Below are 24,898 nucleotides of genomic sequence, written 5' to 3'. Positions count from 1 at the left end.
TTCTGTTTTTTGTTTTACGTATTCCGGATTACAATTGTAAAAAGCTTTCTTAATATGCGCAGTGTTTGATCCGTAAAATCTTCAACATTGCTTGATGATGCCGTCTTATTGCCGAAAATCATGGAAAATAACTCTTTTTGATCCTCTAATGGTTCTTCAGAAGATAAGAACAAATGAATAATAGAAATCCCTCTTTTTTCGGCTTCCATTACAGCTTCTGCAGTATCAAGAATACCGTTTCTATCGTACCCATAGGCGGATGGTTCACCATCAGAAAAAACTAATAAAAACTTATGCTTCTCCTGTCTTGCCGATAATCTTTCTGTCATCCATCTTATCGCAAAACCATCGCGATTATCTTCGTTTGTTTCGAAAGATAAGATAGACATTCCGTTATCCCGATTCCGATCCATAAATGTATGCATTAGTCCAAATACATTCGGTTGGATTTCGGCAGATGCCTTTTCGGCTTCCTCATAATACAATGATATTTCATGAATCACTTTTAACTCATTTAACACATCGTGGAATAATAAGACCGCTTGCTTGGTTTCATCAAGTTTGTCGATCATCGACGCAGAACCATCGACAAGCAACCCGAAGACAGCATCTAGGTTAACGGACGGAGCATTTTTCCGATAAAACGGTTTTGGACGTTCATCTATTACAAGCGTTGTTAGCTTTGAGGATAATCTTCCCTTCATCAACCGTTCTCGTTTTGAGTCTTCTTTTAAATCGATTCTCTTTTTCATTTCTTCGATAAAAGCTCGGACAAATGGTCTTTGCAGTTCACGCCATACCATTAGTTTTTTGCGATTTTCTTGCTCATTAACGATTTCGACTCGCTGTTCTTCATAAACAACATTTATATGCTCTTTTCCAAACATCTTCCCTGCTTTTCTTTTTGATTCACGAACTTCGATTTCGTCACTCTCTTCCCCATCGGATTGGTTACTGACATCGCCTTCAGATTGTCCAAAACCTATTTCGTCAACCTGGGCATCCTCGTTGCCCGGCGTTTCACCGCTCCCGTCTGACTTCCCGGAACGACCATGCTCTAGCTCGTATTCTAGATGCACGCCTGCCTCACGCTCATTTTCTTCATGCCAAGATCTAAATACTTCTTCAATGGTCTCCTTCCTGCCTTCTTCACCTTCATCAGTCTTGCCTAAACCTTTATGATAATGAAATGCGGGCAGTTGTTCACTTATCGAATCTCCAATAGAATAATATTGATGGAAAAGATCTTGATGTAATGATTGCTCTACAATACTTGTAATTCTTTCGACAATAAACACATTGTCTTTTGTATTTCTTGCATCATAAGCTTTTTCAAGTATCGATTTGATTAAATCGATGGGAATAGGTCCCCAGTCAACTGCAGAGCCTGCAAACATCCCTTCATGCAGCAAGATAAATAATTCGTTTAATAATGCATCTGCTAACATGCCCTTTTGCATATTAGGATGTACGCTATTTTTATGAAAAGAAACGTAAGCGCTGCGTCTTGTATTGAATGCTATAGCCGTTCCCGGTCGCTCTTGAATTACTTTGTCCATTAGTCGAAATTCCTCTAGTAAAAGCAGAAGTTCCTTCGAAAAATTTTGGAAGGGATATAATTCATTTTTTTGAGTGAATTCGCTCCAAGTTTGGACGTTAAAATGCTTCCAAAAACCTGCAGTTAATAAGTAAACATCAGATAATCTCCCTAAATGCATAACATCTTCAGGTCTATGACGCCAGAAAACACTCATCGAAACAATGCTTTCTTTCGGACGAAATTCTAGGAGTTTTCGTTCCGTTAATTCAAGGTACTGTGCATCGGCAAGTGCCCGACCTAATCTTTCATAAAGTATAAGGGTTTGTGTATCGACTGTTTCGTCATTAAATTGAATAAATCGATTCATTTTCACCATTTGTATCGCCTCATTATACCCAAGTATCTACAAGTTCCATGACTAATTTTCGCTCAACTTGATCATCAAGTTTCTCTGCTATTGCATAACGAACAGCACGTTTAACCGGAATATGTTCTGACAGACCAATCGCATCCAACAGACTTCGAATTGATGCGGCTTCATCAGATAATAATCCACTCATGACTTGTTTCCTTAAATCATTTCCAATGTTTAATATCGTTTCAACTAGTCTTTCGGATGCATTAGGGTATTCAGCTTTAACTAAATTCCTTAAAGCTTCTCCCGACAAATATGGAATGCTAAATGAAACAAATCGATTTTTCAAAGCTTCATTCATGGGGGATGTTCCAACGTAGCCTTCATTTATAGCAGAAACAATCGTAAAATCCTCATGTGCGTAGATGACTTCTCCAGTAAAAGGGTTTGTCAGCATACGTCGATGGTCTAACACACTATGTAAAATAGGCAATGTCTCGGGTCTGGCCATATTAATTTCATCAATATATAAAATATGTCCTTTTTTCATTGCCTGTACAACCGGACCTTCTACGAAGTCGATAATTGTTTGGCCGTCTTTTTGAATAATCGTTTTGAAGCCAAGAAGCGATTCGGAATCTAAGTCTACAGAACAGTTGATACTGTGCATGGGCTGACCAAAATAATTTGATATTGATTGAGCTAATCTAGTTTTTCCGGCGCCTGATGGCCCTTTAAGCAATACTGGTTTTTTTAAGATTACACTGACAAGGATGTCTTCCCATAAGTGATTATCAGGTGAAATATACCCACCTTCTTGTATTAACAATTTTGCTTCTGATGAATAATTATTTTGTAAACGTTGTGTTCTTTCATTTTCAACAAGTTGATTCATTTGATTAACCTCCTATAAAAAAACCGATTCACCAATAGGGGAATCGGAAAATACTTATCATTCAAAATAAGTCTTGTAATAGCCCCCAACTTTCCCTGTATTATCCACTACGAAAATGAATTCTTCTGTTTCATTTTTCACTTCATACTCTTTACCAGGAGTTAGGACATTATTCACTACATATTTTTCTGCATCGGCATGCTTGCATACGACAGTGCGCATTGCGGGTGCTGTTTTCCAATTTGTAAAATTCATATTACACACATCCTTTTCGCTAAACAAATGGATAATGAAAAACCGACCCGCCTTAATAGGCAGGCCGATTTGATTATTAAGAACCTAGCAGTAAATCTTCCGGATTTTCAATAAGCTCTTTAACCATTTTCAAAAATCCAACAGAATCTTTACCATCAATAACGCGGTGATCATAAGAAAGTGCTACGTACATCATTGGACGAATCTCGATATTATCCCCGACAGCTATAGGGCGTCTAACGATTGAGTGCATACCTAGTATACCCACTTGAGTACCATTTAAAATCGGTGTTGACATTAATGAACCGAATACGCCACCGTTTGTAATTGTAAACGATCCGCCGGTCATATCAGCAATTGTAAGTTTATTATCACGTGCTTTTAATGCAAGTTCACGGATTGATCCTTCGATTTCAGCAAAGTTTTTACGATCTGCATCAACTACGTTTGGCACAACGAGTCCACCTTCAGTGGAAACAGCAATACCGATATCATAGAAGTTTTTCAGAAGAATCTCGTCACCGTCAATTTCCGAGTTGACGTAAGGATATTTTTTAAGTGCCGCTACTACCGCTTTTGTGAAGAATGACATGAAACCAAGACGCTGATCGTATTGATCAAAAAACTCATCTTTTTTACGTGAACGGAGTTCCATCACTTTAGTCATATCAATTTCGTTAAAAGTAGTAAGCATGGCAGTTGATTGTCTAACTTCTAAAAGTCGTTTTGCAATCGTTTGACGACGACGAGTCATTTTTTCACGTGTAATCCGTCCATCGTCTGCCGCTTCTGCTTTTGCAACAGGTGCAGCAGCTGGTTGTGTTTTAGGCGTTGCTAAATGGGCTTCAACGTCTTGAACTTTAATGCGTCCCATCGGATCTACAGGATTAATTGCAGCTAGGTCAATTCCCTTTTCTCTTGCTAGTTTACGTGCTGCTGGGCTTGCAAGAGTACGGTCTTCTACACCGGATGTTTCTTCTGCAGAAGGTGCGTCGCCTACTTTCTCTGCTGGTGTTGGTGCTGCTTCTGTCTTAGGAGCCGCTGCTTTAGGAGCTCCCGACCCTTCCCCGACAATTGCAATCACTTGACCCACTTCAACCGTATCACCTTCGGCTGCAAGATGCTCTTGGACTACTCCTGCTTCTTCCGATATGATTTCAACGTTTACTTTATCAGTTTCTAATTCTACGATAAATTCACCACGTTCTACATTTTCGCCAGGTTGTTTAATCCATCGTGATATCGTTCCCTCTGTAATCGATTCTGCAAGTTCTGGTACAATAATTTCTGCCACTTTAATTTTCCTCCTTAAGTCATTCCGCTTTAAGCTTTTAAAGCTTCTGCAATAATACGTTTTTGTTCAATTGAATGGGACGCTCCGTCACCTTCAGATGGACTGGAACGGTGAATTCGACCAACATATGAAACTTTCTTATTGCCTGCGATTTCTTGAATATATGGATATGCAAAGGACCATGACCCCATATTTTTCGGCTCTTCTTGAACCCAGACAAGTTCTTTTACTTTTGGATAACGAGCAACGATTTCACTAATTTTTTCTGACGGGAATGGATATAATTGTTCCACACGAACAATGTGCAAGTGATCGAAACCTTCACCGTCTTTTACTTGTTCAGCCAAATCAATGGCCATTTTACCGCTAGCGAACAAAATTCGTTCTACTTTTGTTTTCTTCGTCCCTGTTCCTGGTTGTTCAAGGACAGTTTGGAAACTTCCTTCAGTTAAATCGTTTACATCAGCCCCGACTAATGGATGGCGAAGCAAAGATTTTGGCGAAACTATTACAAGCGGGCGCATAGATGGTTCTCCAAGCATTTTCGCTTGTCTGCGTAAAATATGGAAGTAGTTAGCGGAACTTGAAAGGTTAGCAACCGTCCAGTTATTTTCAGCAGATAATTGTAAAAACCTTTCTAATCTAGCACTTGTATGTTCAGGTCCTTGGCCTTCATGAGCATGTGGCAGCAATAAGACCAGACCGGATTTTTGACCCCACTTCGATCGACTAGCTGAAACGAATTGGTCGAACATGACTTGTGCCATATTTGCAAAGTCGCCATATTGCGCTTCCCAAATTGCAAGAGCCTTCTGGTTTTCCAAGTTGTAACCGAATTCATATCCAACAATTGCAGCTTCTGTAAGCGGACTATTATTAACAGTAAATGATGCATTAGAACCCGAGATATGATGTAAAGGAACTAATTCTTCTCCGGTCTTTTCATCGTGTAACACCAAGTGGCGTTGAGCAAATGTACCACGTTGAACATCTTGCCCTGAAAGCCTGATCGGGTTGCCATCTTGTAAAATGGAACCAAATGCAAGCGTTTCAGCATGTGCCCAATCAATTTTGTTTTTCCCGTTGAATGGTTCCTCGCGTCTTTTTAAAATGCGAACGAGTCTATTAAAGACCTCGAAGTCTTTCGGAAATGCCAATAGTTCTTCATTTAACTTTCGAAGTCTGCCTTCTTCGACGCCAGTTTCTAAGTCTCTAGGATACCCGGCAAGCACTTCCTCTGGAATTTCAAGCGGTCCTTGTTTTTTATCTTGCGTATCAGGGTGTTCCCTAACGACATCATGCGCTTTCTGCATAATTTTAAAAACATCAGCATCTAGTTTATCTACTTCTTCTTTCGTAACGATATTTTCAGAAACGAGAGAAGAACCATATATTTCACGAACTGTCGGATGTTTATGAACAGAATGATACATAACAGGATTTGTCACAAGCGGTTCATCCATCTCATTATGTCCATAGCGACGGTATCCAAGTAAATCGATTACAATATCCTTTCGGAACTTTCGTCTATATTCAAATGCAAACGACGCAACTGCAATTACTGATTCAGGACAATCCGCATTTACATGAATAACAGGAACTTCAAATCCTTTAGCAGGATCAGATGAATAGTGTGTGGATCTCGAATCATAATGTTCAGTCGTGAAGCCGATCATATTATTTGCAATAACATGTACAGATCCACCTGTTTGGAATCCACGTACACGGCTATAGTTGAATGTTTCTGGAACTACTCCTTGACCTGGGAATGCCGCATCACCGTGCACTAGTACTGCATAGGCAGAATCGGTATCTTGTTCCGGCAAACCGACATTATTCTGTTGTTCTTGAGCAGCTCTCGTCTGTCCAGTAACAACGGAATTAACTACTTCTAGGTGAGATGGGTTATAGGCCAAAAAGCGTTTCATGCCGGATTTTCCGGTATACGTTGCACCTAAGTGATAGACAACATCACCGAACCATCCGCGTGAAGTTTCCAGAGTGCCGTCTTTAGGAATAAACGGTTCATCTGAAACACCCGCAAATAATGCAAAGAACATTTCATATGGATTATTCAATATATGCGTCAAAACATTTAACCGGCCGCGGTGTGCCATGCCGATAAGCATTTTATCAGTTTTGGCTTCCTCAGAGCGGCGAACAAGTTCATCAAAAAGAACGACAAGCGTATCTAGTCCCTCGATTGAAAAGCGTTTCGCACCGACAAATGTACGGTGAATATACTTTTCGAAACCTTCGATTTTAGTAAGTCTCTCTAGCAAATCTTTTTTCTCATCTTTTGATAGATTTGCAGTTACGTTACCGCTTTCAATATTTGATTGTATCCATTCGCGTTCTTGTTCATCGATTACATGGTCAAATTCAAAAGCGATTTTTCCAGTGTATAAAGATTTTAAATAGTTAATTGCATCCAGTCCATTTTCAACAGTGCTTGGAACATTCTTTAATAATAGGGATGCAGGCATTTCTTCTAAATCGCTTTCAGTTAAATTATAGTATGAAAGCTCAATACGAGTTGAATCAGTTGGACGATCGTTTAGCGGATAAATATCGGCTGCAAGATGTCCGTATGTACGGATTGCGTCCTGCAATTTGAATGCTGCAATCACTTTACCAATATTGGTTGCTGGTACAGCATCTGTTACTGTAGCAAGTTCCCCATCATTTTGACCTGGCGCACCGAAACGACTAAACATTTCTGCAAGTTCGGGTTCGACCAATTCGGGGGACGATTTGAACAAATCATACATTTCCATTACATACCCAAGGTTGGGTCCCGTAAAAGCATCATAAGGGGATCGATGGGCATCTGAATTTTTCGACATGAACAATGACCTCCACATTTGCCTATGGCATATTGTGTTTTTTTAATATTTTTTTATCCTTGTTAATTTTACCATGCAAAGACTAGAACTTAAAGGGTTTAGCACGAACTAATAGACTTTTCTTTCATAAAATTGATTTTTTGGTAGTTATGCGAGCTGAAAAATATTTTCATAACAATAAATCGCGGTTTCTATTTATTTCTTTGCTCCATTATTAGAACAACCATTTCCTCAGGAGTTTTTGGCATTTCAGTTTTCAACATATTGCCGATTAAATAATCTTTGTCTTTTTTAAAATCAAACAGTTCTTCTGAGAATGGACGAATCGAAATGTCTTCTTCCATTAATACCCGCGCAGTTCCAATCGATTTGAAAAATGCGGCATTCAAAAGTTGATCTCCTCTGCTTTGAGCAGCTGAAAGCGGAATTAATAGCATCGGTATTCGAAGTGCAAGCAACTCGAATATTGCGTTGGATCCTGCCCGCGATACAGCATAATCAGACGCTGCCAATAAATGCGGCAAACTATCGGTCACATATTCAAATTGTTTATAACCCTGAACTTTTTCCAAGGATTTATCCAAATTTCCTTTACCGCATAGATGAATAACATCAAAAAAAGTTGTAATCTTATTTAAATCTTTTCGAATTGCTTCGTTTACTATCGCCGAGCCTTGACTGCCGCCCATTACGATGATTACAGGTTTTATCCCGTTAAATCCCGAGATTTTCAGACCTTCCTCTTTTGCGCCTTGAAATAGTTCCGGTCGTATGATTGCACCAGTACAGGTCGCCTTTCCTCCCGGAACATATTCCAAAGTTTTTTCAAATACCGTAAAAATATGATTTGAGAATGGCAGCGACATTTTATTGGCAAGTCCCGGAGTGACGTCAGATTCATGTATAACGACAGGAACTTTAGCCACTCTGGCCGCTAAAACGACTGGTACAGAAACAAATCCGCCTTTCGAAAAAATGAGTTCAGGTTTCAGCCTGCGAATAATCGATAGCGCTTGAAAGAATCCTGTTCCTACCCGGAAAGGATCCGTGAAGTTTTTCATTGAAAAATAACGTCTTAATTTTCCGCTTTGAATTGCATGATACGTAACGTCGGGCTGATTGTCTCCGATGAGTTCTTTTTCAATTCCGTCATGAGAACCGATGTAATGGATTTCGTATCCGCGCTCATGAAATACGGGAATCAGTGCTTCATTCACTGAAACATGCCCGGCAGTGCCGCCGCCCGTTAGTAAAATAATCGGCCGTTTCATATGGCCATCACCTCTTCTATCATAAATATGTATTTCTATTTGTTTGAACATCTGAAACAACTCTTATTATAGCAAAGATTTCATGGTACACTACTATCTATCGTCAAGTAAAGGATGGATTTTTATGGACAATGCTTTAACTTTAACAAATAAGCCATGGAATATGGCGAAAATTATTATGCCGATTCTGATTACGCAGGTTGCCATGTATATGATTACGTTCTTCGATATACTTATGACTGGACGATACGATACATACCATCTAGCCGGCGTAACAATTGGTTCTTCGTTCTGGGTTCCGGTTTATACCGGACTAGCTGGAATATTGATGGCGCTAACGCCGATTATTGCTCAGCTTGTAGGAGCCCGTAAAAAAGAGGACGTGCGACCAACTGTACAACAAGGACTATACGTGTCGATAGCGCTTTCTGCAATTGTTTTTTTAGTTATACTATTCGGAGTTGCGCCGATTCTGCAAGCAATGCCGCTTGACGAACAAGTACGCATCGTTGCGTCGAACTATTTGAAAGGAATGAGTTTTGGACTACTTCCTTTATTCGCTTATACAGTCATGCGTTCTTTCTTTGATGCATTAGGGGCAACTCGTGTGTCCATGTCGGTTATTCTGTTATCCGCACCGATTAATGTTTTATTAAACTATCTACTGATTTATGGACATTGGGGATTTCCGGAACTCGGCGGTGCTGGAGCCGGTTATGCTTCTGCCATTACATATTGGATAGTGTTCTTCATTGCGTGCGCCATTGCTTGGGGATGGGGACCGTTCGTCGACTATAAGCTATTTATTAATTGGGGGAAAATCTCTTTTGCAAAGTGGAAGGAAATTCTATTCATCGGCGTGCCAATCGGTATTTCGATTTTTGTTGAAGTTAGTATTTTCTCTGCAGTTACATTGTTAATGGCGAATTACTCTACTGCAGTCATTTCAGCACACCAGATTGCGCTGAATTTCACTTCGCTTTTGTATATGATTCCGCTGAGCATTTCAATGGGAGCGACTATTTTAGTCGGGCAAGAAGTTGGCGCGGGACGATTGCGAGATGCAAAACAATATAGTTATCTAAGTGTCGGAATAGCTATTTTATTTAGTTTTATATCGATAACTATTTTACTATTGTTCAGAGAGCAGATAGCTTCAATTTATACAAACGATATAAATATTGTGAAATTATCGGTTCATTTCTTTATCTACGCTGCCATTTTCCAATTATCCGACGCGATTCAAGCACCAGTTCAAGGAGCGCTCAGAGGTTACAAAGACGTGAACGTGACGTTCATTATGGCAATCATTTCATACTGGGTCATTGGTTTGCCAGTCGGTTATGTGATGGCTACTTATACTGAGTTAGGGCCATATGGTTATTGGATTGGTCTCATTGCAGGCTTGACTGTCGGCGCAGTAACACTCGCAATTCGATTGCGTTCTATTCAAAACAAGAAATTTTCTTGAGTATGAAAATCCCGCCTGCTTTACTGGTGCGGGATTTTTTAATTAATTAATTCAAATATTTGTAGGATCGCCCGCAGGAAAGACTTTCGTATTTTATCCCCGATATAAGGACATACTTCTAGGAAGTAATAATATCTTCCGGAGGTTTTCGTCATGTCCATCTTCGAAAAGAATCAAAAAGCAAACGAAGAAAAACCAACTCAATCAAATCAGCAACAAGAACCAGAATCTTTATCAGACGATATCTTATTAAATATTAGTAAATTGAAAACAGTTTTTTCTTTTCCTGCGAATAACGCTTTAAAAATCCGAAATTTATATCTTCCTTTATATGAAAAAAATGTGACCGTGCTCTTTATCGAAGGAACCGTTGATGGCCATCTCATCGACACGACCATCATAGAACCGTTACAGAAAAAACCTAATAGCCCATTGCCTAAAATTGATTTTATATCGATGCTAATTACAACAGTGCTTGTAACTTCGACCACCAAAATAATCACAACTTTAGATGATGCGACAATGGACTTGTTAAATGGCAATACAATCATTCTAGTTGGCGAAGAACCTTGCGCAATTTCTGTTGAAACAGCTAAATTTGAAAACCGTTCCGTTTCAGAACCGACGACGGAAACAACGATTATTGGACCGAAAGCTGCATTCAATGAATCAGCGGCAGTGAATCGTTCCCTGCTACGCAAACAACTCAGAAATCCTGATTTCATATGTGAGACAGTAAAGATTGGTAAACAATCATCACAGCAAGTTTCTGTTATGTATTTAAAAAACATTGCAGATGAGGCTATTGTAAATAATGTTAAAAAAAGATTGAAGGATATTGAAACTGATACAGTTTTAACCCTTTCTCAAGTCGACCAGTATATAGAGGAAAGATCGTATTCACTCTTCCCTACAACATTAATGACTGAAAGACCCGACCGGGCGGCATCATTTGTATTGGAAGGCCATGTCATCTTAATAATGGAAAATTCCCCGACTGCGCTCGTTGCGCCAACGACATTTTGGTCTTTTATCCAAACCGTCGAAGATCAATATTTGCGCATGCCGCATGGTAATTTCATACGCATCATCCGCCTAGTTGCACTAATGATTGCGTTATTGATGCCAGCACTCTATATTGCAGTGACAACTTTTCATTCAGGGATGATTCCAACGGATCTATTGCTCTCTATTGCGGCGACAAGGGAAAGAATCCCATTTCCTGTTTTTATAGAAATTTTGATCATGGAAGTCTCATTTGAAATTTTGCGAGAAGCCGGCGTCCGCGTCCCGAATACGCTTGGACCAACCATCGGCATCGTCGGAGCACTCATACTTGGACAGGCCGCTGTCGAAGCGAATCTCGTCAGTCCTATTCTAGTCGTTATTGTGTCAATTACAGGACTTGCTTCCTTCACAGTTCCAGATGTGAGCTTCAATATTACGGTTAGAATACTTCGCTTTGTTTTTTTGTTTGTGGCATATTTATTTGGTTTTTTTGGAATGGCGATTGTTGCCGCCTTCTTGATGGCATATCTCGTCTCGATGAAATCCTTCGGTGTTCCCTTTTTCGCACCACTCTCGCCTCATTTACCATCGTCTAAAGACTTAATGACAAGGCCGCCTATTAAGAAACAGTGGCTACGCCCATTATCGATGTCGCCTAATCAAAAAGTTAGATCCTCTAAGCCGAAGGGGATGCAAAACGATGATTAAAATTATAGATGATAAATTAGGGACTAGGGAATTTACTTCCGTCGTTTTAATAGCAATCGGCATGAAGGTCACAGATTCGACGCCGAGCCTGCTTTATGAAAAAGGTGCTAATGCAGCCTGGATAATCCCTTTCTTTTACTTAATTACAATAGGTATTCCGTTTCTAGTTTTATTATCGTTGTTGAAAAAACATGAGAAAGGGCTAGTTGACCTCTTATTTCATTTGACAGGGAAAGTGGGCGGAACTCTAATTTGTTTCATTCTATCTCTGTTGATATTCTTTTCTGCAACAACTAGCAGCAGAAGTTATATAGCGATTGCCAACACGCTTTTTTATCCCAAGACGCCGGTCATCATTCTAACTTTCGCATTGCTAATCACGAGTTTCTTGGTTGCGAAAAGAGGTTTGACAGCAATTGGCAGCGTGTCCTGGTTCATCATTCCGACACTTGAATTCCTATTGCTCATTTTACTCGTTTCCGTTTGGAAAGATGCCCATTTGTTAAGTATATTCCCGATTGCTGGCCCAGGTTTAAGCACATTGATAAAAGAAAGCTTGAATCACAGTTCTATAATTGGAGAAATCATTATACTCGCAGCTTTCTTTCCATTTGTTCGATCTTATAAAAACTATCAAGTAGCTTCCCTTCTCGGGTTAGGCATTACGTTATTTAAGATGTCATTGTTTCTAGCAATTTATGTTATGGTGTTCGATTATCCTTCTACGGTAAACATGGCGTATCCTCATCAAGAACTGACAAGAATTGCCGAATTTGGAGCCGGATTCACGCACGTAGAAGGCGGTTTTTTTATCTTTTGGATTATCGCTTCGATTTTTCGATTAGCAATTTACTTATATTTGACGGCATTTTTATTAGGTGGCGCATTGCGCATGGACAAATTTGAAAAATTACTTTTGCCTTTAGTTGGATTAGTCGCGTTAAGTGGCTTGCTTCCGGAAAACGAATTTATAATGGGCTCATATCGCGATCTATTGAACAAAATCGGTTCATGGACATTCATTTCCCTCCCATTTTTACTATGGTTTTTAAGTAAATTGAAAGGAGGAAAGAAAAACAATGAAACGGATAAGTCTGCTTGTTAGTCTAATTCCTTTACTTCTCCTTTCAAGTTGCGGAGATAAACTTGAGTTGGAACAACATGCCTATGCGGTTGTCATAGGGCTTGATACAAATGATGAAGATGATAATTTAATTGACGTGACCTTTCAAATTGCCAACCCGCAAGTCGGCTCTACTGACACAGGGGCAGCGGCAAATGAACCGCCTAGTGATATTGTGACCTTTACGACACCTGATCTACTATCTGCAAAAGAGTTGGCGAATAGCGTTATCACAAGAAAAATAAGCTTCGACCATTTAAATACAATTATCGTTGGAGAAAAATTAGCGAAAACACCATTATTTCATCATATTATTGCTTCCGCTATGATCGATCCTGAAATAAGGCTTGAAAACACGCTTCTCGTTTCAAAAGAGAAAGCGAGTGATTTTATCGATGCGAATATTCCCAAACTTGAAACGCGTCCCCATAAATATTATTTTTATATGCGACAAAGATGGAGAGACACTGGATTTGTCCCTCTATCTGATTTAAACAGATATTTCCAACGATTGTCCGGTGATCTCTATTTAGCCATCTACGCAACTACCGAAAAGAATGAAGAAGTAAGGAAAAATGAAGATCATTATGTTGCGGGACAAATTCCTCAAAAGTCGGGAGATCCCGTACAAATGATGGGTTCCGCAGTGTTCAAAAATGGCAAGATGATTGGTATATTAACTGGCGAAGAAACGAGAATGTCACTTTTACTCAGACAAAAGCCGCTCTCCCATTATGCCATCCAATCATTTACCGACCCTATCAACAATGATTATCGAATTTCAACACAAATTATGATGAATGGAAAGACAAGAGTAAAAATCGATGCGAGTTCAGATATACCTGACATCAAAGTAACTGTTCCTATAAAAGTCCAAGTTTTTTCGAATCCAAGTTTAACAAATTACACGACAAACCTAAAACATCAAGAGACGTTAAAACAATCGATAAAAAATGAATTGGAACAAATCGCAAAAGACCTTATCCAAAAAACACAGGAAGAATTTAAAGCTGAACCATTTTTATGGTATTTGGAAGCACGGCGGCAATTTTGGACGAATCATGAATATGAAAAATACAACTGGAGCGAGAAGTATTCAAACGCAAATGTAGACGTGAAATTTGATGTGAAAATCGAAAGTTTTGGAGCACAAATGAAACCGGAAGTCATCCGAGATACAGGAAAGGACTAATTTGCTTGAAGCTTATTCTAATCGGAATTACTTTGTACTTAATGTACACCACATTTCAGCTTGCACATTCGACTTGGAATGAAAAGCAAAAGTTTGCGGGGGCTTTTATTGCTTTTATGGCCATGTGTTTTCCCGTTTTACTTGTCATATTGTTAAGGACATAACTCCTTAATAGTTAGGCATGGCGTTATTCCATGCTCGCGAATATCAAATCGGAGACTTCGTTATAAAAAAAATACGAAGTAATAATATTATTATTCAGGCCTCAAATTATCTAAATGTATACTAAAAAGCGATTCTCTTGAGCTGATTAAAATGCTCAGAGAATCGCTTTTTCTGTAATATTTTATTTAGTAATAAATTGTTGTGTCCAGTAGTTGCCGTTTGAATCATATCCGATTCCGATATGAGTAAAGCCAGGGTTTAAAATGTTTTCTCTATGTCCTGGAGAATCCATCCAAGCTTTTACAACTTCTTCAGGAGAACGTTGACCTTGGGCGATATTTTCTCCTGCCGCGCTATATGAAACGCCGAATTGTTTCATTTGATCAAACGGGCTGCCATATGTAGGGCTCGTATGTGAGAAGTACCCTTTAGATGACATATCTTTTGATTTTGCACGAGCTGAATCCATTAATTTGCTATCTGAAAGTAAAGGTTTAAGACCCGCTTTTTGTCTTTCAGCATTTGTTAAATCAATTACTTGTTTTTCAATTGCTGAAACTGAAGCGTTTGGTGCAGCCTCAACTGGTTGAGCTGGTTTTTCTGCTGTTGGTGCTGGTGCAGTTGGTGCAGGTGCTGGCTTAGCCTCTGGTGCTGGTTTAGCTACTGGTGCTGGCTTAGCTTTTGGAGCTGGCTTAGCTTCTGGAGCTGGTTTAGCTTCTGGAGCTGGCTTAGCTTTTGGAGCTGGTTTAGCTTTTGGAGCTGGTTTAGCTTCTGGTGCTGGTTTAGCTTCTGGAGCTGGCTTGGCTTCTGGAGCTGGCTTAGCCTCTGGTGCTGGTTTAGCATTAGCAGCTTTTGCTACCTCCAAATATTTTGCGAAACTTTTCATCAATTCGTCATGGAGAGCTTGGTAATCATTCTTTTCCAGTTTCATATTGCTGAAATCGAACGTATTACCCTCCCAATCAACACAATTAACATACTGTACTTTTTGCACCTGTATATTATTATTTGAATATGAAGCTTCTACACTATTGTTGTTCGGCAGTAAGAGTGCCGAACCGAGTAAGATGACCGCTATCGATTTTTTCATCTCTTAACTCCTCCCTTCGCAATCTATCATAACGTCTATGAGATTGAGAATTTCGGAATTTACTACCAGTAAAGCCAGACAAAGTATAAATACGCTCGCTATGGGAAAGTTTTTAGCCGCAATTGGATACTTATGGAGAACTATGTTTTTATTACTACTATTTTCGGGTTGACTACCTCAGTATTTCGCTGAATTATTATAGTCTATCTCAGCAATTCCTTCACCAATTATTACTAGTCTAGGCTCCATTTTCACATATTCTGGCATCCAATTCACCATTCCATATGCATATTGAAACAAATAAGGGTTTTTCGTGCCTGCTACAGGGACAAACCCTTTCATGCGATACACTGTATCCGGTAAAGATTTCACCCAGTTTTCAAACTCATCCATTTTCACACTTTCCGAAAATGTAATCAGTTTTGAGGAGAGTGGAAGTCCGGCGCCGGAAATTACAGCTTCTGAAGTTCTGTTTTTCTTTGATTTTAGAACATTTTCTATATAAGAAAAGCTAAGTTTTGCATTCACTGTTTGAATTAACGGAGCGGAACTATTAAAGTTAGACAATTCCATTGTGACAGTTGCAAGTTCATCAGCAGATAATAAGTCTATTTTATTCGCCAACAGCAAATGTGCGTGTTTTATTTGTTCCATATATAAGGCACGCACTCTTGGGGATAATGTGTCTCGATTGATCCAGAGTTTACTATCGACGACGGTTACGATTCCTTTAACTTGTAACCGATCTGCAAATAACGGGGAATAAACCGCATCAAGAGCTTCTACAGGATGTGCAGCACCCGTTGTTTCAATAAGAATGACATCGATATGGTCATTTTCTTCTAATAAGCCTTGTAACTGCGCCTCTGTCTTCTCAGCGCCTGAACAGCATATACAACCATCTAGCAATTCTTTTAACGGAACTTCGCCTTCAATAGAGTTCGAATCTACTTTTAAATTTCCAAATTCATTCATGAAAACTGCAGGAGTTTTCCCCGCCGCTTTCAATTCTTGAATGACATTAAGTAATAGAGAGGTCTTTCCACTCCCAAGAAACCCGCTAAATAAATAAACATCAATCATATCTTTCACCTCTGTTTTTTAATTACGAAAGCGTCCATCCCTTTTTAGGACGGACGCTTTTTTCTTCGTCTGCACTCGACGATAACCGTTATTTGGCTAGTTTCTCCATTAATAATTCTTTAGCTTTCAATAATTGCGGGTCATCTTCTTCGATTTTAGTGCGTAGCTTGTCCATGAGACCATAAGTCGTATCGCCGACAAGAATCCCTGAAGGATCGATCTCGAGATCTTTTTGCAATTCGATTACGGCTTCTTCGGTCGCTTTATCGAATAACCCGTCTACTTCCCCAGGATTATAACCTACCGCCTTTAGCATTTCTTCGGCTGTTTTAACTGATGATGAAAGTAGTCCTTCTTTCATTTCTTCACCCGGATTTAAATACGGCAACAAAGCATATGAAGGATAAGGAACTTCATAGTCTGGTTTTATGCCTTTTTCATGAATCCAATTGCCATCAGGCGTGAGCCATTTAGCTGTGGTGATTTTAAGATTTGATCCATCATCCAAGTCTTGTGGTGATTGAACAGTTCCTTTGCCAAATGTAGTGACTCCCACAAGCGGAATACCTGCAGACTCGCTTAATGCACCCGCAAGAATTTCAGAAGCAGATGCACTGCCGTCGTCAATCAGAACTGTAACGGGAACTTTAACTTTACGTCCGTTGGTCGCCTGATAAACCTCGGCAATTTCACCTTTTTCTTTCGATTGCAATAAATTCTTTCCTTTTTCAACAAATAAATCAGAAATTTCCAATGCGCCATTAAGTATGCCGCCTGGATTTTGACGAACATCGACGACTAAACCAGCCATACCGTCTTTTTCCATGCTGTCTAGAGCTGTCAATAATTCTTTATACGTCCCCATTGAAAAGCTTGTGATACGTACATATCCTATTTTATTGGCATCCATTTCGTAATAAACCGTTTCAATCGGGATGACATCGCGAATAATTTTAACATCAATTGGTTCATCTGTTCCCGCTCTCATGATCGTGAGCGTAACCGGAGTCCCTTTTTCACCTCGTATGAGAAGCACTGCTTCTGAGGAAGACATACCTTGAATGCTTTTACCATCAACTGCAGTAATCTTATCTTTAGGTAATAATCCAGCCCGTTCTGCCGGCGAATTTTTTATTGGAGAAACAACAGCTATAAATCCGTCCTGTTCCTGGATTTCAGCCCCAATCCCTTCAAAACTTGATGAAATGCTCTCATTCAATTGACGCGCTTCATCTTCATTCAAATAATCCGAGTAGGGATCACCCAACGCGTCGATCATCCCGTTAATCGCGCCATCAATTATCGCCGCATCATCTATATCCTGAAAGTAATTATTTTTCAAGTTGTCGTAGGCTTCATATAATTTGTTGAATTCTTGTCTATCGACGGCTTGTTGCGGCGGTTTTACAACCTCGACAACCTTATCTTCACCCGCAGTCAAAATGAAAAAGGTGATACCAGCAGTCATAAGAATCAGGCCGAAAATTAGCATAACGAAGGAAAATGGTTTTAATTGAATCGAACGAGTTCCCGGCTTGTCAGGAACAGGTGTAAAATCGGAACCATTTTCATCTTCAATATGGTTTTCATACTCTCTCTTTTTATCGTCCATCCTATTCCCCACTTTCCCTAAAAGTGAAATACATATAAGTGAAAAAGACCGCAATATGTCTAGCCTCAGCAGCCAAACTCTTGGGTCATAAGCTGAATCAGCAGGGAAGGATGGCATTATATCCTTCCTGGACAGAGGTCGTCACTGCACTGCTCCATCTTTTGCCTGTCGAGTCTTGACGGCTGCTTCGGCATTTCACTTATAGCGGCCTTTTTTCTACTTATTTTTGTATAGCAGCTTCTAATGCAACAACGATCATATCATTAAATGTTAGTTGACGTTCTTCAGCAGTAGTAACTTCACCCGTCAAAATATGATCACTCACTGTAAGAATCGTAAGCGCTTTTCGTCCGAATTTAGCAGCTAGCGTATATAGTGCTGATGCTTCCATTTCTACAGCCAGAACTCCATATTGTGCTAGTTGTTCGTGATTAGAAAACTCGTTATAAAAAAGATCTTCCGTGAATACATTACCGACACGTAAATTCAATCCTTTTTCAACACCCGCATTGTAAGCTTTCGTTAAAAGGCCAAAGTCGGCAATCGGAGCGAATTTAATCTTATCGAAAATAATATCATTCATGTTAGAGTTCGATGTAGCTCCTTGTGCAATGATGACATCACGGAGTTTCACATCTTTTTGAATGGCTCCGCAAGTCCCGACACGTATGAGGTTTTGCACATTGTATTCTTGCATGAGTTCTGTCACATAAATGGAGATGGAAGGTACACCCATTCCAGTTCCCTGAACAGAAATTCGTTCACCTTTATAGGTTCCCGTGTAGCCGAACATATTACGAACATCATTATATTGTGTTACATCTTCCAAAAACGTCTCCGCGATGTATTTGGCACGAAGGGGATCTCCAGGTAATAATACAGTTTCGGCAATTGCGCCTTTTTCAGCATTGATATGTATACTCATTAATTTTTCCCTCTCTTTCAAAATCTCTTGTTTAATCATACATTTATTGGGCGCTAGATGCAAAGAAGAATTGTTATTCATTCTTCCTTGCTAGCTTGCACTTAATTTGAAGGATTAACCCGCTCTGAGTAAATGTTGTATAACTCATCAAAGACGACTGGACGCATTTCTTCATCGGCTTTTTCTTCTATATAACGTGATAATGGATCGTACTTGGTTTCTTCTTTAGGAAAGCTGAGGTCATTAAACATGCCTTCAGCAAAAACAGCTTTTTCATCATTTTTCCCGCCGCCGCGATACGATAATACAAACTGATAAAAGGTTCGATTCATGTCTTTAACTCCTTAGAATTAAGGTCGGAAAAGTTTTTTATACTCTCCGTAACCTTCTTTATCAAAATCAGTTACTGGAACGAAACGCAGTGCTGCAGAATTAATACAATAACGTAGTCCGTCCGGTCCCGGTCCATCAGGAAAAACATGTCCTAAATGGGAATCAGCCGTTTTGCTTCTTACCTCAGTACGTCGCATTCCATGACTATCGTCAAAGTGCTCGGTCACTTCTTGCTCTTCTATCGGTTTTGTAAAGCTTGGCCATCCACAACCCGCATCATATTTATCTTTTGAGCTGAACAAGGGTTTTCCGGATACAATGTCAACATAAATTCCTTCTTCAAAATGACTATCGTAAACGTTCTGAAAAGGAGGTTCTGTCCCATTTTCTTGTGTGACATGATATTGAATATCAGTTAATTTTTTCTTTAAATCCTCGCTCATTTATCTTCACTCCAATGATCACTTTTGAATTGCTCTCTACCTGATCCAATTGAATACCTTCTATAATGTTCCGGATTTTTCAAATAGTAATTCTGGTGGCCTTCCTCAGCAGGATAGAAAGTCTTAGCCGGCAATATTTTTGTAGCAATCGGCTTGTCAAACTTACCTGATGCTTCAAGTTTCTTTTTAGATTCCTCAGCAAGAAGCCTTTGTTCTTCGGAATGAGTGAAAATCACTGTCTCATATGATTCGCCACGATCGAAAAATTGTCCACCAGAATCAGTCGGATCGATTTGGCGCCAAAAAATAGCTAGTAATTCTTCATAAGATATAATATCATCATCGAACGTAATTTGGACGGCTTCCCGATGACCGGTTGTATTTGTACAAACGAGTTCATAGGATGGGTTCTCCACATCCCCGCCTGTATAGCCGGAAATTACTGATTCGACTCCTTCATAACGGTCAAAAGGTTTAACCATGCACCAAAAACAGCCGCCGGCAAATGTAGCAAGAGATTTGGACATACAATTACCTCCCCTTATTTTGGAATCGTTATTTCTAGAATAATTTCATCATTGTCTAAATTGAATTCTTTCGCTCGTACCTGTAGGTCACCTGAAATAGGTATGGCTCTTAAATCGATAAATACTTCTTCTTCTTTCGGACGAACAATCATCCACGGCGGCAAATCGACGGAGTCTTTTAAAATTTTCAATACCGTTGCAGGTTGTATCTTTAACTTCCCGATTTCAAGCTTAGACTGTTTCAGTGTTAAATTACCGTCCTCGCGAACAACCGGATCAAAATGCATAATGACAGGAAGCGTGTAGGAGAAAACAGTAAGCTCCGATAGCAGTATGATATCATCCTCAACCATCATCGTTACCGGAAGAGGTTCCTTATTTATCGCTTTTCGTATATACGTATTAGCAATACCCTCAAAGTCTTTCTTCGAAGCCCTTACCGTTAAGTAATTCGCTGCTTGAATTGTATCATCCGCCTTTGGAATAGGCGCGGATTCATCCTGGTGCCCAAGTAGTATAAATAAATATACAATTGCAGCAGCGACAATACCTGCGAGTCCAAAAAATGCGATTTTCCAAAGATTCATTATATCAGCCCCCTACATGTCCAATTCCCCATCCGATAGTTGGAATAACCCGCATTCAGCGATTTTTTCGAGATAACGATTTGCCATTTCCTCGTATCCTTTTGCATTCGGATGGAAGAAATCGGTATGGTAAACCATATTCGAATTAGAATTGAACAAATCAGTTACAGGGACAAAGCATGATTTTTCATCCAACTCAGTCTGAACTTCAATTGCATCGTTCCAATCGCTCAGTATTTCCTCAAACCCTGTTTCTTCGTCCGTCACTAATGTAAATGGATTATACAACCCGCCTACAATAATAATTGCATCCGAATTCAACGTTCTAATAATCGTGAATATTTCATTTAAACGACTGGTAAACTGTTCGAGTTCATCGTAGAAAGCTTGCTTTTTTAAATTGAATAAATCTCTTTTCACAACTTTCATTATGTCATTGCCGCCAATTGTAAATATCACAAAATCCGCATTTTTTATATAGTTTCGCGTTTTTGCCTCTTCAAGTTGCTGTAAAAGCCGATCGCTTCTTCGGCCGCTTACCGCCAAATTTGTTACTTCCACTTCTTCTACGCCTTGCCATTCGGTCATTGCATTTGTTAATCGTGTAAAATAACCGCCTCTTTTGAATTCATCTCCAAGACCTACTGTCAGAGAATCTCCCAGTCCTACAATATAAATGTCTTTTAGTATGAATGTACCGGGAATGTTCCATTCGTCAAACTCGGTATCCATTCTTCCAGCGAGGGGTTCGGTCGAGTTGAACAACGGCGATTTACAACCGGATAGAAATAATGAGAAGACCAATGACAGTATAATAATCCTTCTCATGCGTATAGTTCCCCATTTCTTATATAAAGAGTCACTTCTTAATCATAATAATACATAAACCCGATTGTGCCTTCACCAGTATGTGTGCTGATGACTGGAGTTGTAAATGTTAGCCTCACGTCTTTAATTCCAGTATCTTCAATCAGTTTTTTCAAAGGTTCTGCCATTACCAAACCGTTGGCATGTGAAATTCCGACACTCCGAATTATTTTACCCGCTGTTTCTTCTCTAAATACTTTAAACAAATGCGAAATCACTTGACGATGACTTCGTACTTGCGCAACAGGCGTATACACGCCATTTTGCAAGGTCGCGATTGGTTTGATTTTTAATAACGAACCAATTAAACCTTTGCCTCGGCCTATGCGACCGCCTTTTACTAAATTGTCTAATTTATCTACAACGACAAAGAGCGTTGTTTGTTTTCGAATCTGGTCGATCCTCTTCCCGATTTCCTGAACACTTTTCCCTTCAGCAGCCATTTTTGCGGCTTCTAATACTTGAAATGACAAGGCGTGTGAAATGTACATTGAGTCAATGACAGTGACTTTAGATGCTGACATTTCAGCGGCTGCTTCCGCTGATCTTACCGTCCCGCTCATGCCGCCTGTCATGTGAATGGATATTATTTCGCTCCCATCTTCCCCGAGATGGTCGTAGAGCTCTTTAAAAACTCCAGCGGCTGGTTGTGAACTCTTTGGGAGCTCTTTTGCGCTTTCCATCAATTCCATAAACTCCTCAGGTTTTAAATCGACTCCATCAATATATGATTCATTATCAATTTGTATCGATAACGGTACGACATGGATTCCATAGTTAATAATCTCATCTTCTGTTAAATCAGCGGTAGAGTCCGTCACAATATGAATTTTCTTCAATATAAGGCCTCTTTCTCAATAGTAATAGTTTGATTAAGTCACAGTGTCATTTTTGATGCATGTCAACTGTTATAAAACAATGACATATGAATATTATTTATTTCTTATGTTTACGTGCTTTTCTTGTTTATTTTTTATCGTAAATTTGGTAAACAAATGACGTTCCGTTCTTTGATATGATTTCTTCGGAAGTGGATTTTAATACCCACTCATCTTCATAAGCCGGAAAAAAGGTATCGCCTTCAAATTCCGATTGAATCAAAGTGATATAAAGTCGGTCTGCAATATCCATTACCAAATTAAATATTTCGGCTCCGCCAATAATCATGACTTCCGGGGCATATTCTTTAGCCTTTTCAATTCCTTCATCCAAACTATTGACTATGACAACGCCTTCAGCTGAATAGTCCGGATCTCTTGTAACAACGATGCTTAATCTTCCTGGTAACGGTCTTCCAATGGACTCGTAAGTTTTTCTGCCCATAACCATCGCTTTACCCATCGTCATCCTTTTAAAATACGCCAAGTCTTCCGGTAAATGCCAAGGCAATTCATTATTTTTTCCAATCACCCGGTTTGGATCATGCGCTACGATTAACGAAATCATATTAATTTCTCCTCCCTTAAACTGCAATTGGAGCTTTTATTCTCGGATGCGGGTCATAATTCTCAATTTCAATATCTGCTGTTTCCAGTTCGAATATCGATTTATCTTTTGCATTTAATTTTAAAGTTGGAAGTTCTTTCGGCTCGCGTGTTAGTTGTTCCTTAACTTGTTCAACATGATTGGAATAGATATGAGCATCGCCAAGCGTGTGTATAAATTCGCCAACACCAAGGCCGCATTCTTTCGCAATTAAATGAACGAGCAATGCATAGGAAGCAATATTGAATGGCACACCTAAGAAGATATCCGCACTGCGTTGATATAGCTGGCACGAAAGTTTCCCATCAGAAACATAAAATTGGAAAAGTGCATGACATGGCGGCAAAGCCATATCTTCTACTTCAGATGGGTTCCAAGCAGTCACTATGTGGCGACGGGAATCCGGATTGTTTTTCAACCCTTCAATTAGATTCGCGATTTGGTCGATAGAACCCTTTCCTGTAGACCAAGAACGCCATTGTTTCCCGTAAACCGGCCCAAGATCGCCGTATTTTGTCGCGAATTCAACATCTTCTGCTACACGTTTTTTAAATGCATTCATTTCTTCTTTATAAACTTCTGCAAACTCGGAATCATTTGTTGCCCTAAGTCCGAAATTTGTCATATCCGGTCCTGCATACTCTTCACTTTTCACCCATTGTTCAAACGCCCACTCGTCCCAAATAGGATTCTTTTCATTAATAAGCGTCCGTACATTCGTATCGCCTTTTAAAAACCATAATAATTCCGAAGTGATTAATCGGAACGCGGTTCTTTTGGTCGTCAAAAGCGGAAATCCTTCGTTCAAATCAAACCTCATTTGATAGCCAAAAGTGCTATAAGTACCTGTTCCTGTGCGATCTTCTTTTTTAGTTCCATTTGATAATACATATTCACAAAGCTCTAAATATTGTTTCATATTGCATCCTCCTAACAGTCAAACCTAGTATACCAATAACGACAGTTACACACCAAAAAAACACACCGCCTTAACGGTTTATGATAACCATTTTCGGTGTGGCTTTTGACCATCCTAAAATACCGCCTTGCTGCTGGTTTTGAACAGCCGTCATATTATCAAGATTAATTGACATACCTAACAACCCTTTCTAGTTTTGTATTTTAGATAAATAAAAAACGCATTTATACCTAGCAATTGCTAAGTAAATGCGTTTTAAAATATCTCGATTTGTTCTAGTTTAAAAGAGATAATCTTTCCTAATATATTTATGTAATTCATCGTTTCCCTTTATTATGTTGCAACAGGACCGATTGGCGCAGCCAAGGACACCCCTAAAAGATATAGGTAGCGATTGAATTCATGAAATTGCCCCCCTTAAAATGATGTCTATGAATCCTATTCAAAGGGAGTGACCCTTACAACTATAGTAGGGAGATATTCTACTTAAAAAATGGCTTTGCTCATATTCTCCTCCTGATTTAAAAAAGGTATTTCAAGAATCAAAATAATTCTTGCATGCGTTGCATATATTAGGTATGAATACGATCAGGGGATGTGGTTACCTTCATAGAAAGGGCACTGATTTTTATCATTATGTTAAGAGTAATTTCAGGAAGTATAGAAATAACAGCTGCCGCATTAATGTTTAAGTTCAACGATTTAGAAAAAGCCTTTTATATTAATTCGCTACTTGCCTTAGTAGGTCCCTTTATTTTAATTGTTACGACTGGAATAGCCTTACATGGTCTGACTGAAAAAATCTCATTAACGAGAATGATTTGTCTTTTTGCTGGAATTTCCCTTATTCTTTTTAGTTTGAAATCAAATTAAAGGCTTCATTATTTACATATCTGCATTATGA

The 24,898-nt window shown here is 39.3% G+C and carries 23 protein-coding genes; 5 read left to right on the top strand and 18 right to left on the bottom strand.

The window, feature by feature from the left end:
- Window positions 1-14: 14 nt before the first annotated feature.
- The 6 genes from G8782_RS01475 to G8782_RS01450 all read right to left on the bottom strand — a co-directional run bounded on the left by G8782_RS01475 (window position 15) and on the right by G8782_RS01450 (window position 8,456).
- Window positions 15-1,916, bottom strand: coding sequence for a hypothetical protein (locus G8782_RS01475; protein WP_172369137.1), 1,902 nt, complete (start codon window positions 1,914-1,916; stop codon window positions 15-17).
- Between the two features lie 13 nt (window positions 1,917-1,929).
- Window positions 1,930-2,790 carry an AAA family ATPase gene (locus tag G8782_RS01470; RefSeq protein ID WP_172369136.1) on the bottom strand — a complete coding sequence of 287 codons (861 nt, stop codon included), beginning with the start codon at window positions 2,788-2,790 and terminating at the stop codon, window positions 1,930-1,932.
- A gap of 57 nt (window positions 2,791-2,847) precedes the next feature.
- Window positions 2,848-3,045 carry a DUF6501 family protein gene (locus G8782_RS01465; RefSeq protein ID WP_172369135.1) on the bottom strand — a complete coding sequence of 66 codons (198 nt, stop codon included), beginning with the start codon at window positions 3,043-3,045 and terminating at the stop codon, window positions 2,848-2,850.
- Between the two features lie 76 nt (window positions 3,046-3,121).
- On the bottom strand, window positions 3,122-4,339 hold the full coding sequence (gene odhB / locus G8782_RS01460) for a 2-oxoglutarate dehydrogenase complex dihydrolipoyllysine-residue succinyltransferase (RefSeq protein ID WP_172369134.1): 1,218 nt from the start codon (window positions 4,337-4,339) through the stop codon (window positions 3,122-3,124).
- A 29-nt stretch (window positions 4,340-4,368) separates the two neighbouring features.
- A complete protein-coding gene (locus tag G8782_RS01455) occupies window positions 4,369-7,185 on the bottom strand; it encodes a 2-oxoglutarate dehydrogenase E1 component (protein ID WP_172369133.1) in 2,817 nt (938 codons plus the stop codon).
- Between the two features lie 191 nt (window positions 7,186-7,376).
- Window positions 7,377-8,456, bottom strand: a complete 1,080-nt coding sequence (locus G8782_RS01450; RefSeq protein ID WP_172370176.1) for an undecaprenyldiphospho-muramoylpentapeptide beta-N-acetylglucosaminyltransferase — start codon at window positions 8,454-8,456, stop codon at window positions 7,377-7,379.
- Window positions 8,457-8,580: 124 nt separating this feature from the next.
- On the opposite strand from G8782_RS01450, the gene G8782_RS01445 reads away from it, so the two are divergent.
- From G8782_RS01445 to G8782_RS01430, 4 genes are all read left to right on the top strand, one after another.
- On the top strand, window positions 8,581-9,927 hold the full coding sequence (locus G8782_RS01445; protein ID WP_172369132.1) for an MATE family efflux transporter: 1,347 nt from the start codon (window positions 8,581-8,583) through the stop codon (window positions 9,925-9,927).
- Window positions 9,928-10,080: 153 nt separating this feature from the next.
- Window positions 10,081-11,643, top strand: a complete 1,563-nt coding sequence (locus G8782_RS01440; RefSeq protein WP_172369131.1) for a spore germination protein — start codon at window positions 10,081-10,083, stop codon at window positions 11,641-11,643.
- Complete coding sequence (locus G8782_RS01435) at window positions 11,636-12,748, top strand: GerAB/ArcD/ProY family transporter (RefSeq protein ID WP_172369130.1); 1,113 nt, start codon at window positions 11,636-11,638, stop codon at window positions 12,746-12,748. Before G8782_RS01440 ends, G8782_RS01435 begins: the two co-directional genes overlap by 8 nt.
- Window positions 12,723-13,958 carry a Ger(x)C family spore germination protein gene (locus tag G8782_RS01430; RefSeq protein ID WP_172369129.1) on the top strand — a complete coding sequence of 412 codons (1,236 nt, stop codon included), beginning with the start codon at window positions 12,723-12,725 and terminating at the stop codon, window positions 13,956-13,958. The genes G8782_RS01435 and G8782_RS01430 overlap by 26 nt, the downstream gene beginning before the upstream one ends.
- 346 nt (window positions 13,959-14,304) lie before the next feature.
- Here G8782_RS01430 and G8782_RS18645 read toward each other — a convergent pair whose 3' ends face one another.
- The 12 genes from G8782_RS18645 to G8782_RS01370 form a co-directional block, all read right to left on the bottom strand.
- The gene (locus G8782_RS18645) at window positions 14,305-15,213 is read right to left on the bottom strand and encodes a CAP domain-containing protein (RefSeq protein ID WP_343034912.1); all 909 of its coding nucleotides are present in this window, start codon (window positions 15,211-15,213) and stop codon (window positions 14,305-14,307) included.
- A gap of 177 nt (window positions 15,214-15,390) precedes the next feature.
- On the bottom strand, window positions 15,391-16,296 hold the full coding sequence (locus G8782_RS01420; protein ID WP_172369128.1) for a CobW family GTP-binding protein: 906 nt from the start codon (window positions 16,294-16,296) through the stop codon (window positions 15,391-15,393).
- Between the two features lie 88 nt (window positions 16,297-16,384).
- Entirely contained in the window at window positions 16,385-17,908 is a 1,524-nt protein-coding gene (locus tag G8782_RS01415; protein ID WP_172369127.1) for a lmo1851 family serine protease, read from the bottom strand.
- 220 nt (window positions 17,909-18,128) lie between these two features.
- A complete protein-coding gene (gene deoD / locus G8782_RS01410; protein ID WP_172369126.1) occupies window positions 18,129-18,833 on the bottom strand; it encodes a purine-nucleoside phosphorylase in 705 nt (234 codons plus the stop codon).
- A 101-nt stretch (window positions 18,834-18,934) separates the two neighbouring features.
- A complete protein-coding gene (locus G8782_RS01405; protein ID WP_172369125.1) occupies window positions 18,935-19,165 on the bottom strand; it encodes a YozE family protein in 231 nt (76 codons plus the stop codon).
- A gap of 18 nt (window positions 19,166-19,183) precedes the next feature.
- Window positions 19,184-19,609: a peptide-methionine (R)-S-oxide reductase MsrB gene (msrB, locus tag G8782_RS01400; RefSeq protein ID WP_172369124.1), complete on the bottom strand. Its 426-nt coding sequence runs from the start codon at window positions 19,607-19,609 to the stop codon at window positions 19,184-19,186.
- Entirely contained in the window at window positions 19,606-20,136 is a 531-nt protein-coding gene (gene msrA / locus G8782_RS01395) for a peptide-methionine (S)-S-oxide reductase MsrA (RefSeq protein WP_172369123.1), read from the bottom strand. The genes msrB and msrA overlap by 4 nt, the downstream gene beginning before the upstream one ends.
- A gap of 14 nt (window positions 20,137-20,150) precedes the next feature.
- Window positions 20,151-20,723, bottom strand: a complete 573-nt coding sequence (locus tag G8782_RS01390; protein ID WP_172369122.1) for a YpmS family protein — start codon at window positions 20,721-20,723, stop codon at window positions 20,151-20,153.
- A 12-nt stretch (window positions 20,724-20,735) separates the two neighbouring features.
- Entirely contained in the window at window positions 20,736-21,551 is an 816-nt protein-coding gene (locus tag G8782_RS01385) for a GDSL-type esterase/lipase family protein (RefSeq protein ID WP_172369121.1), read from the bottom strand.
- 38 nt (window positions 21,552-21,589) lie between these two features.
- Complete coding sequence (locus tag G8782_RS01380) at window positions 21,590-22,429, bottom strand: DegV family protein (protein ID WP_172369120.1); 840 nt, start codon at window positions 22,427-22,429, stop codon at window positions 21,590-21,592.
- A 127-nt stretch (window positions 22,430-22,556) separates the two neighbouring features.
- Complete coding sequence (locus G8782_RS01375) at window positions 22,557-23,036, bottom strand: dihydrofolate reductase (protein WP_172369119.1); 480 nt, start codon at window positions 23,034-23,036, stop codon at window positions 22,557-22,559.
- 16 nt (window positions 23,037-23,052) lie between these two features.
- Window positions 23,053-23,994 (bottom strand): thymidylate synthase, encoded by a 942-nt coding sequence (locus tag G8782_RS01370; protein WP_172369118.1) that lies wholly within the window; start codon window positions 23,992-23,994, stop codon window positions 23,053-23,055.
- Window positions 23,995-24,630: 636 nt separating this feature from the next.
- Between G8782_RS01370 and G8782_RS01365 the strand changes: the two genes are divergently transcribed.
- On the top strand, window positions 24,631-24,867 hold the full coding sequence (locus G8782_RS01365) for a YqhV family protein (RefSeq protein ID WP_172369117.1): 237 nt from the start codon (window positions 24,631-24,633) through the stop codon (window positions 24,865-24,867).
- Window positions 24,868-24,898: the final 31 nt, after the last annotated feature.

Origin of the sequence: Sporosarcina jiandibaonis, assembly GCF_013184495.1 — a bacterium.
Classification (GTDB): domain Bacteria; phylum Bacillota; class Bacilli; order Bacillales_A; family Planococcaceae; genus Sporosarcina; species Sporosarcina jiandibaonis.
Note: the sequence above shows the minus strand (reverse complement) of the source record. Positions and strands in the feature narration are given on the sequence as shown.

Excerpts from the sequence above, each read along its gene's own strand:
- G8782_RS01450 (WP_172370176.1), bottom strand. The coding sequence starts at position 8,456 with ATGAAACGGCCGATTATTTTACTAACGGGCGGCGGCACTGCCGGGCAT.
- G8782_RS01390 (WP_172369122.1), bottom strand. The coding sequence starts at position 20,723 with ATGAATCTTTGGAAAATCGCATTTTTTGGACTCGCAGGTATTGTCGCT.
- G8782_RS01445 (WP_172369132.1), top strand. The coding sequence starts at position 8,581 with ATGGACAATGCTTTAACTTTAACAAATAAGCCATGGAATATGGCGAAA.
- G8782_RS18645 (WP_343034912.1), bottom strand. The coding sequence starts at position 15,213 with ATGAAAAAATCGATAGCGGTCATCTTACTCGGTTCGGCACTCTTACTG.
- G8782_RS01385 (WP_172369121.1), bottom strand. The coding sequence starts at position 21,551 with ATGAGAAGGATTATTATACTGTCATTGGTCTTCTCATTATTTCTATCC.
- G8782_RS01415 (WP_172369127.1), bottom strand. The coding sequence starts at position 17,908 with ATGGACGATAAAAAGAGAGAGTATGAAAACCATATTGAAGATGAAAAT.
- G8782_RS01475 (WP_172369137.1), bottom strand. The coding sequence starts at position 1,916 with ATGGTGAAAATGAATCGATTTATTCAATTTAATGACGAAACAGTCGAT.
- G8782_RS01470 (WP_172369136.1), bottom strand. The coding sequence starts at position 2,790 with ATGAATCAACTTGTTGAAAATGAAAGAACACAACGTTTACAAAATAAT.
- G8782_RS01440 (WP_172369131.1), top strand. The coding sequence starts at position 10,081 with ATGTCCATCTTCGAAAAGAATCAAAAAGCAAACGAAGAAAAACCAACT.
- msrB (WP_172369124.1), bottom strand. The coding sequence starts at position 19,609 with ATGAGCGAGGATTTAAAGAAAAAATTAACTGATATTCAATATCATGTC.
- G8782_RS01455 (WP_172369133.1), bottom strand. The coding sequence starts at position 7,185 with ATGTCGAAAAATTCAGATGCCCATCGATCCCCTTATGATGCTTTTACG.
- G8782_RS01430 (WP_172369129.1), top strand. The coding sequence starts at position 12,723 with ATGAAACGGATAAGTCTGCTTGTTAGTCTAATTCCTTTACTTCTCCTT.
- G8782_RS01465 (WP_172369135.1), bottom strand. The coding sequence starts at position 3,045 with ATGAATTTTACAAATTGGAAAACAGCACCCGCAATGCGCACTGTCGTA.
- G8782_RS01365 (WP_172369117.1), top strand. The coding sequence starts at position 24,631 with ATGTTAAGAGTAATTTCAGGAAGTATAGAAATAACAGCTGCCGCATTA.
- G8782_RS01420 (WP_172369128.1), bottom strand. The coding sequence starts at position 16,296 with ATGATTGATGTTTATTTATTTAGCGGGTTTCTTGGGAGTGGAAAGACC.
- G8782_RS01405 (WP_172369125.1), bottom strand. The coding sequence starts at position 19,165 with ATGAATCGAACCTTTTATCAGTTTGTATTATCGTATCGCGGCGGCGGG.
- G8782_RS01375 (WP_172369119.1), bottom strand. The coding sequence starts at position 23,036 with ATGATTTCGTTAATCGTAGCGCATGATCCAAACCGGGTGATTGGAAAA.
- msrA (WP_172369123.1), bottom strand. The coding sequence starts at position 20,136 with ATGTCCAAATCTCTTGCTACATTTGCCGGCGGCTGTTTTTGGTGCATG.
- G8782_RS01370 (WP_172369118.1), bottom strand. The coding sequence starts at position 23,994 with ATGAAACAATATTTAGAGCTTTGTGAATATGTATTATCAAATGGAACT.
- G8782_RS01435 (WP_172369130.1), top strand. The coding sequence starts at position 11,636 with ATGATTAAAATTATAGATGATAAATTAGGGACTAGGGAATTTACTTCC.
- deoD (WP_172369126.1), bottom strand. The coding sequence starts at position 18,833 with ATGAGTATACATATCAATGCTGAAAAAGGCGCAATTGCCGAAACTGTA.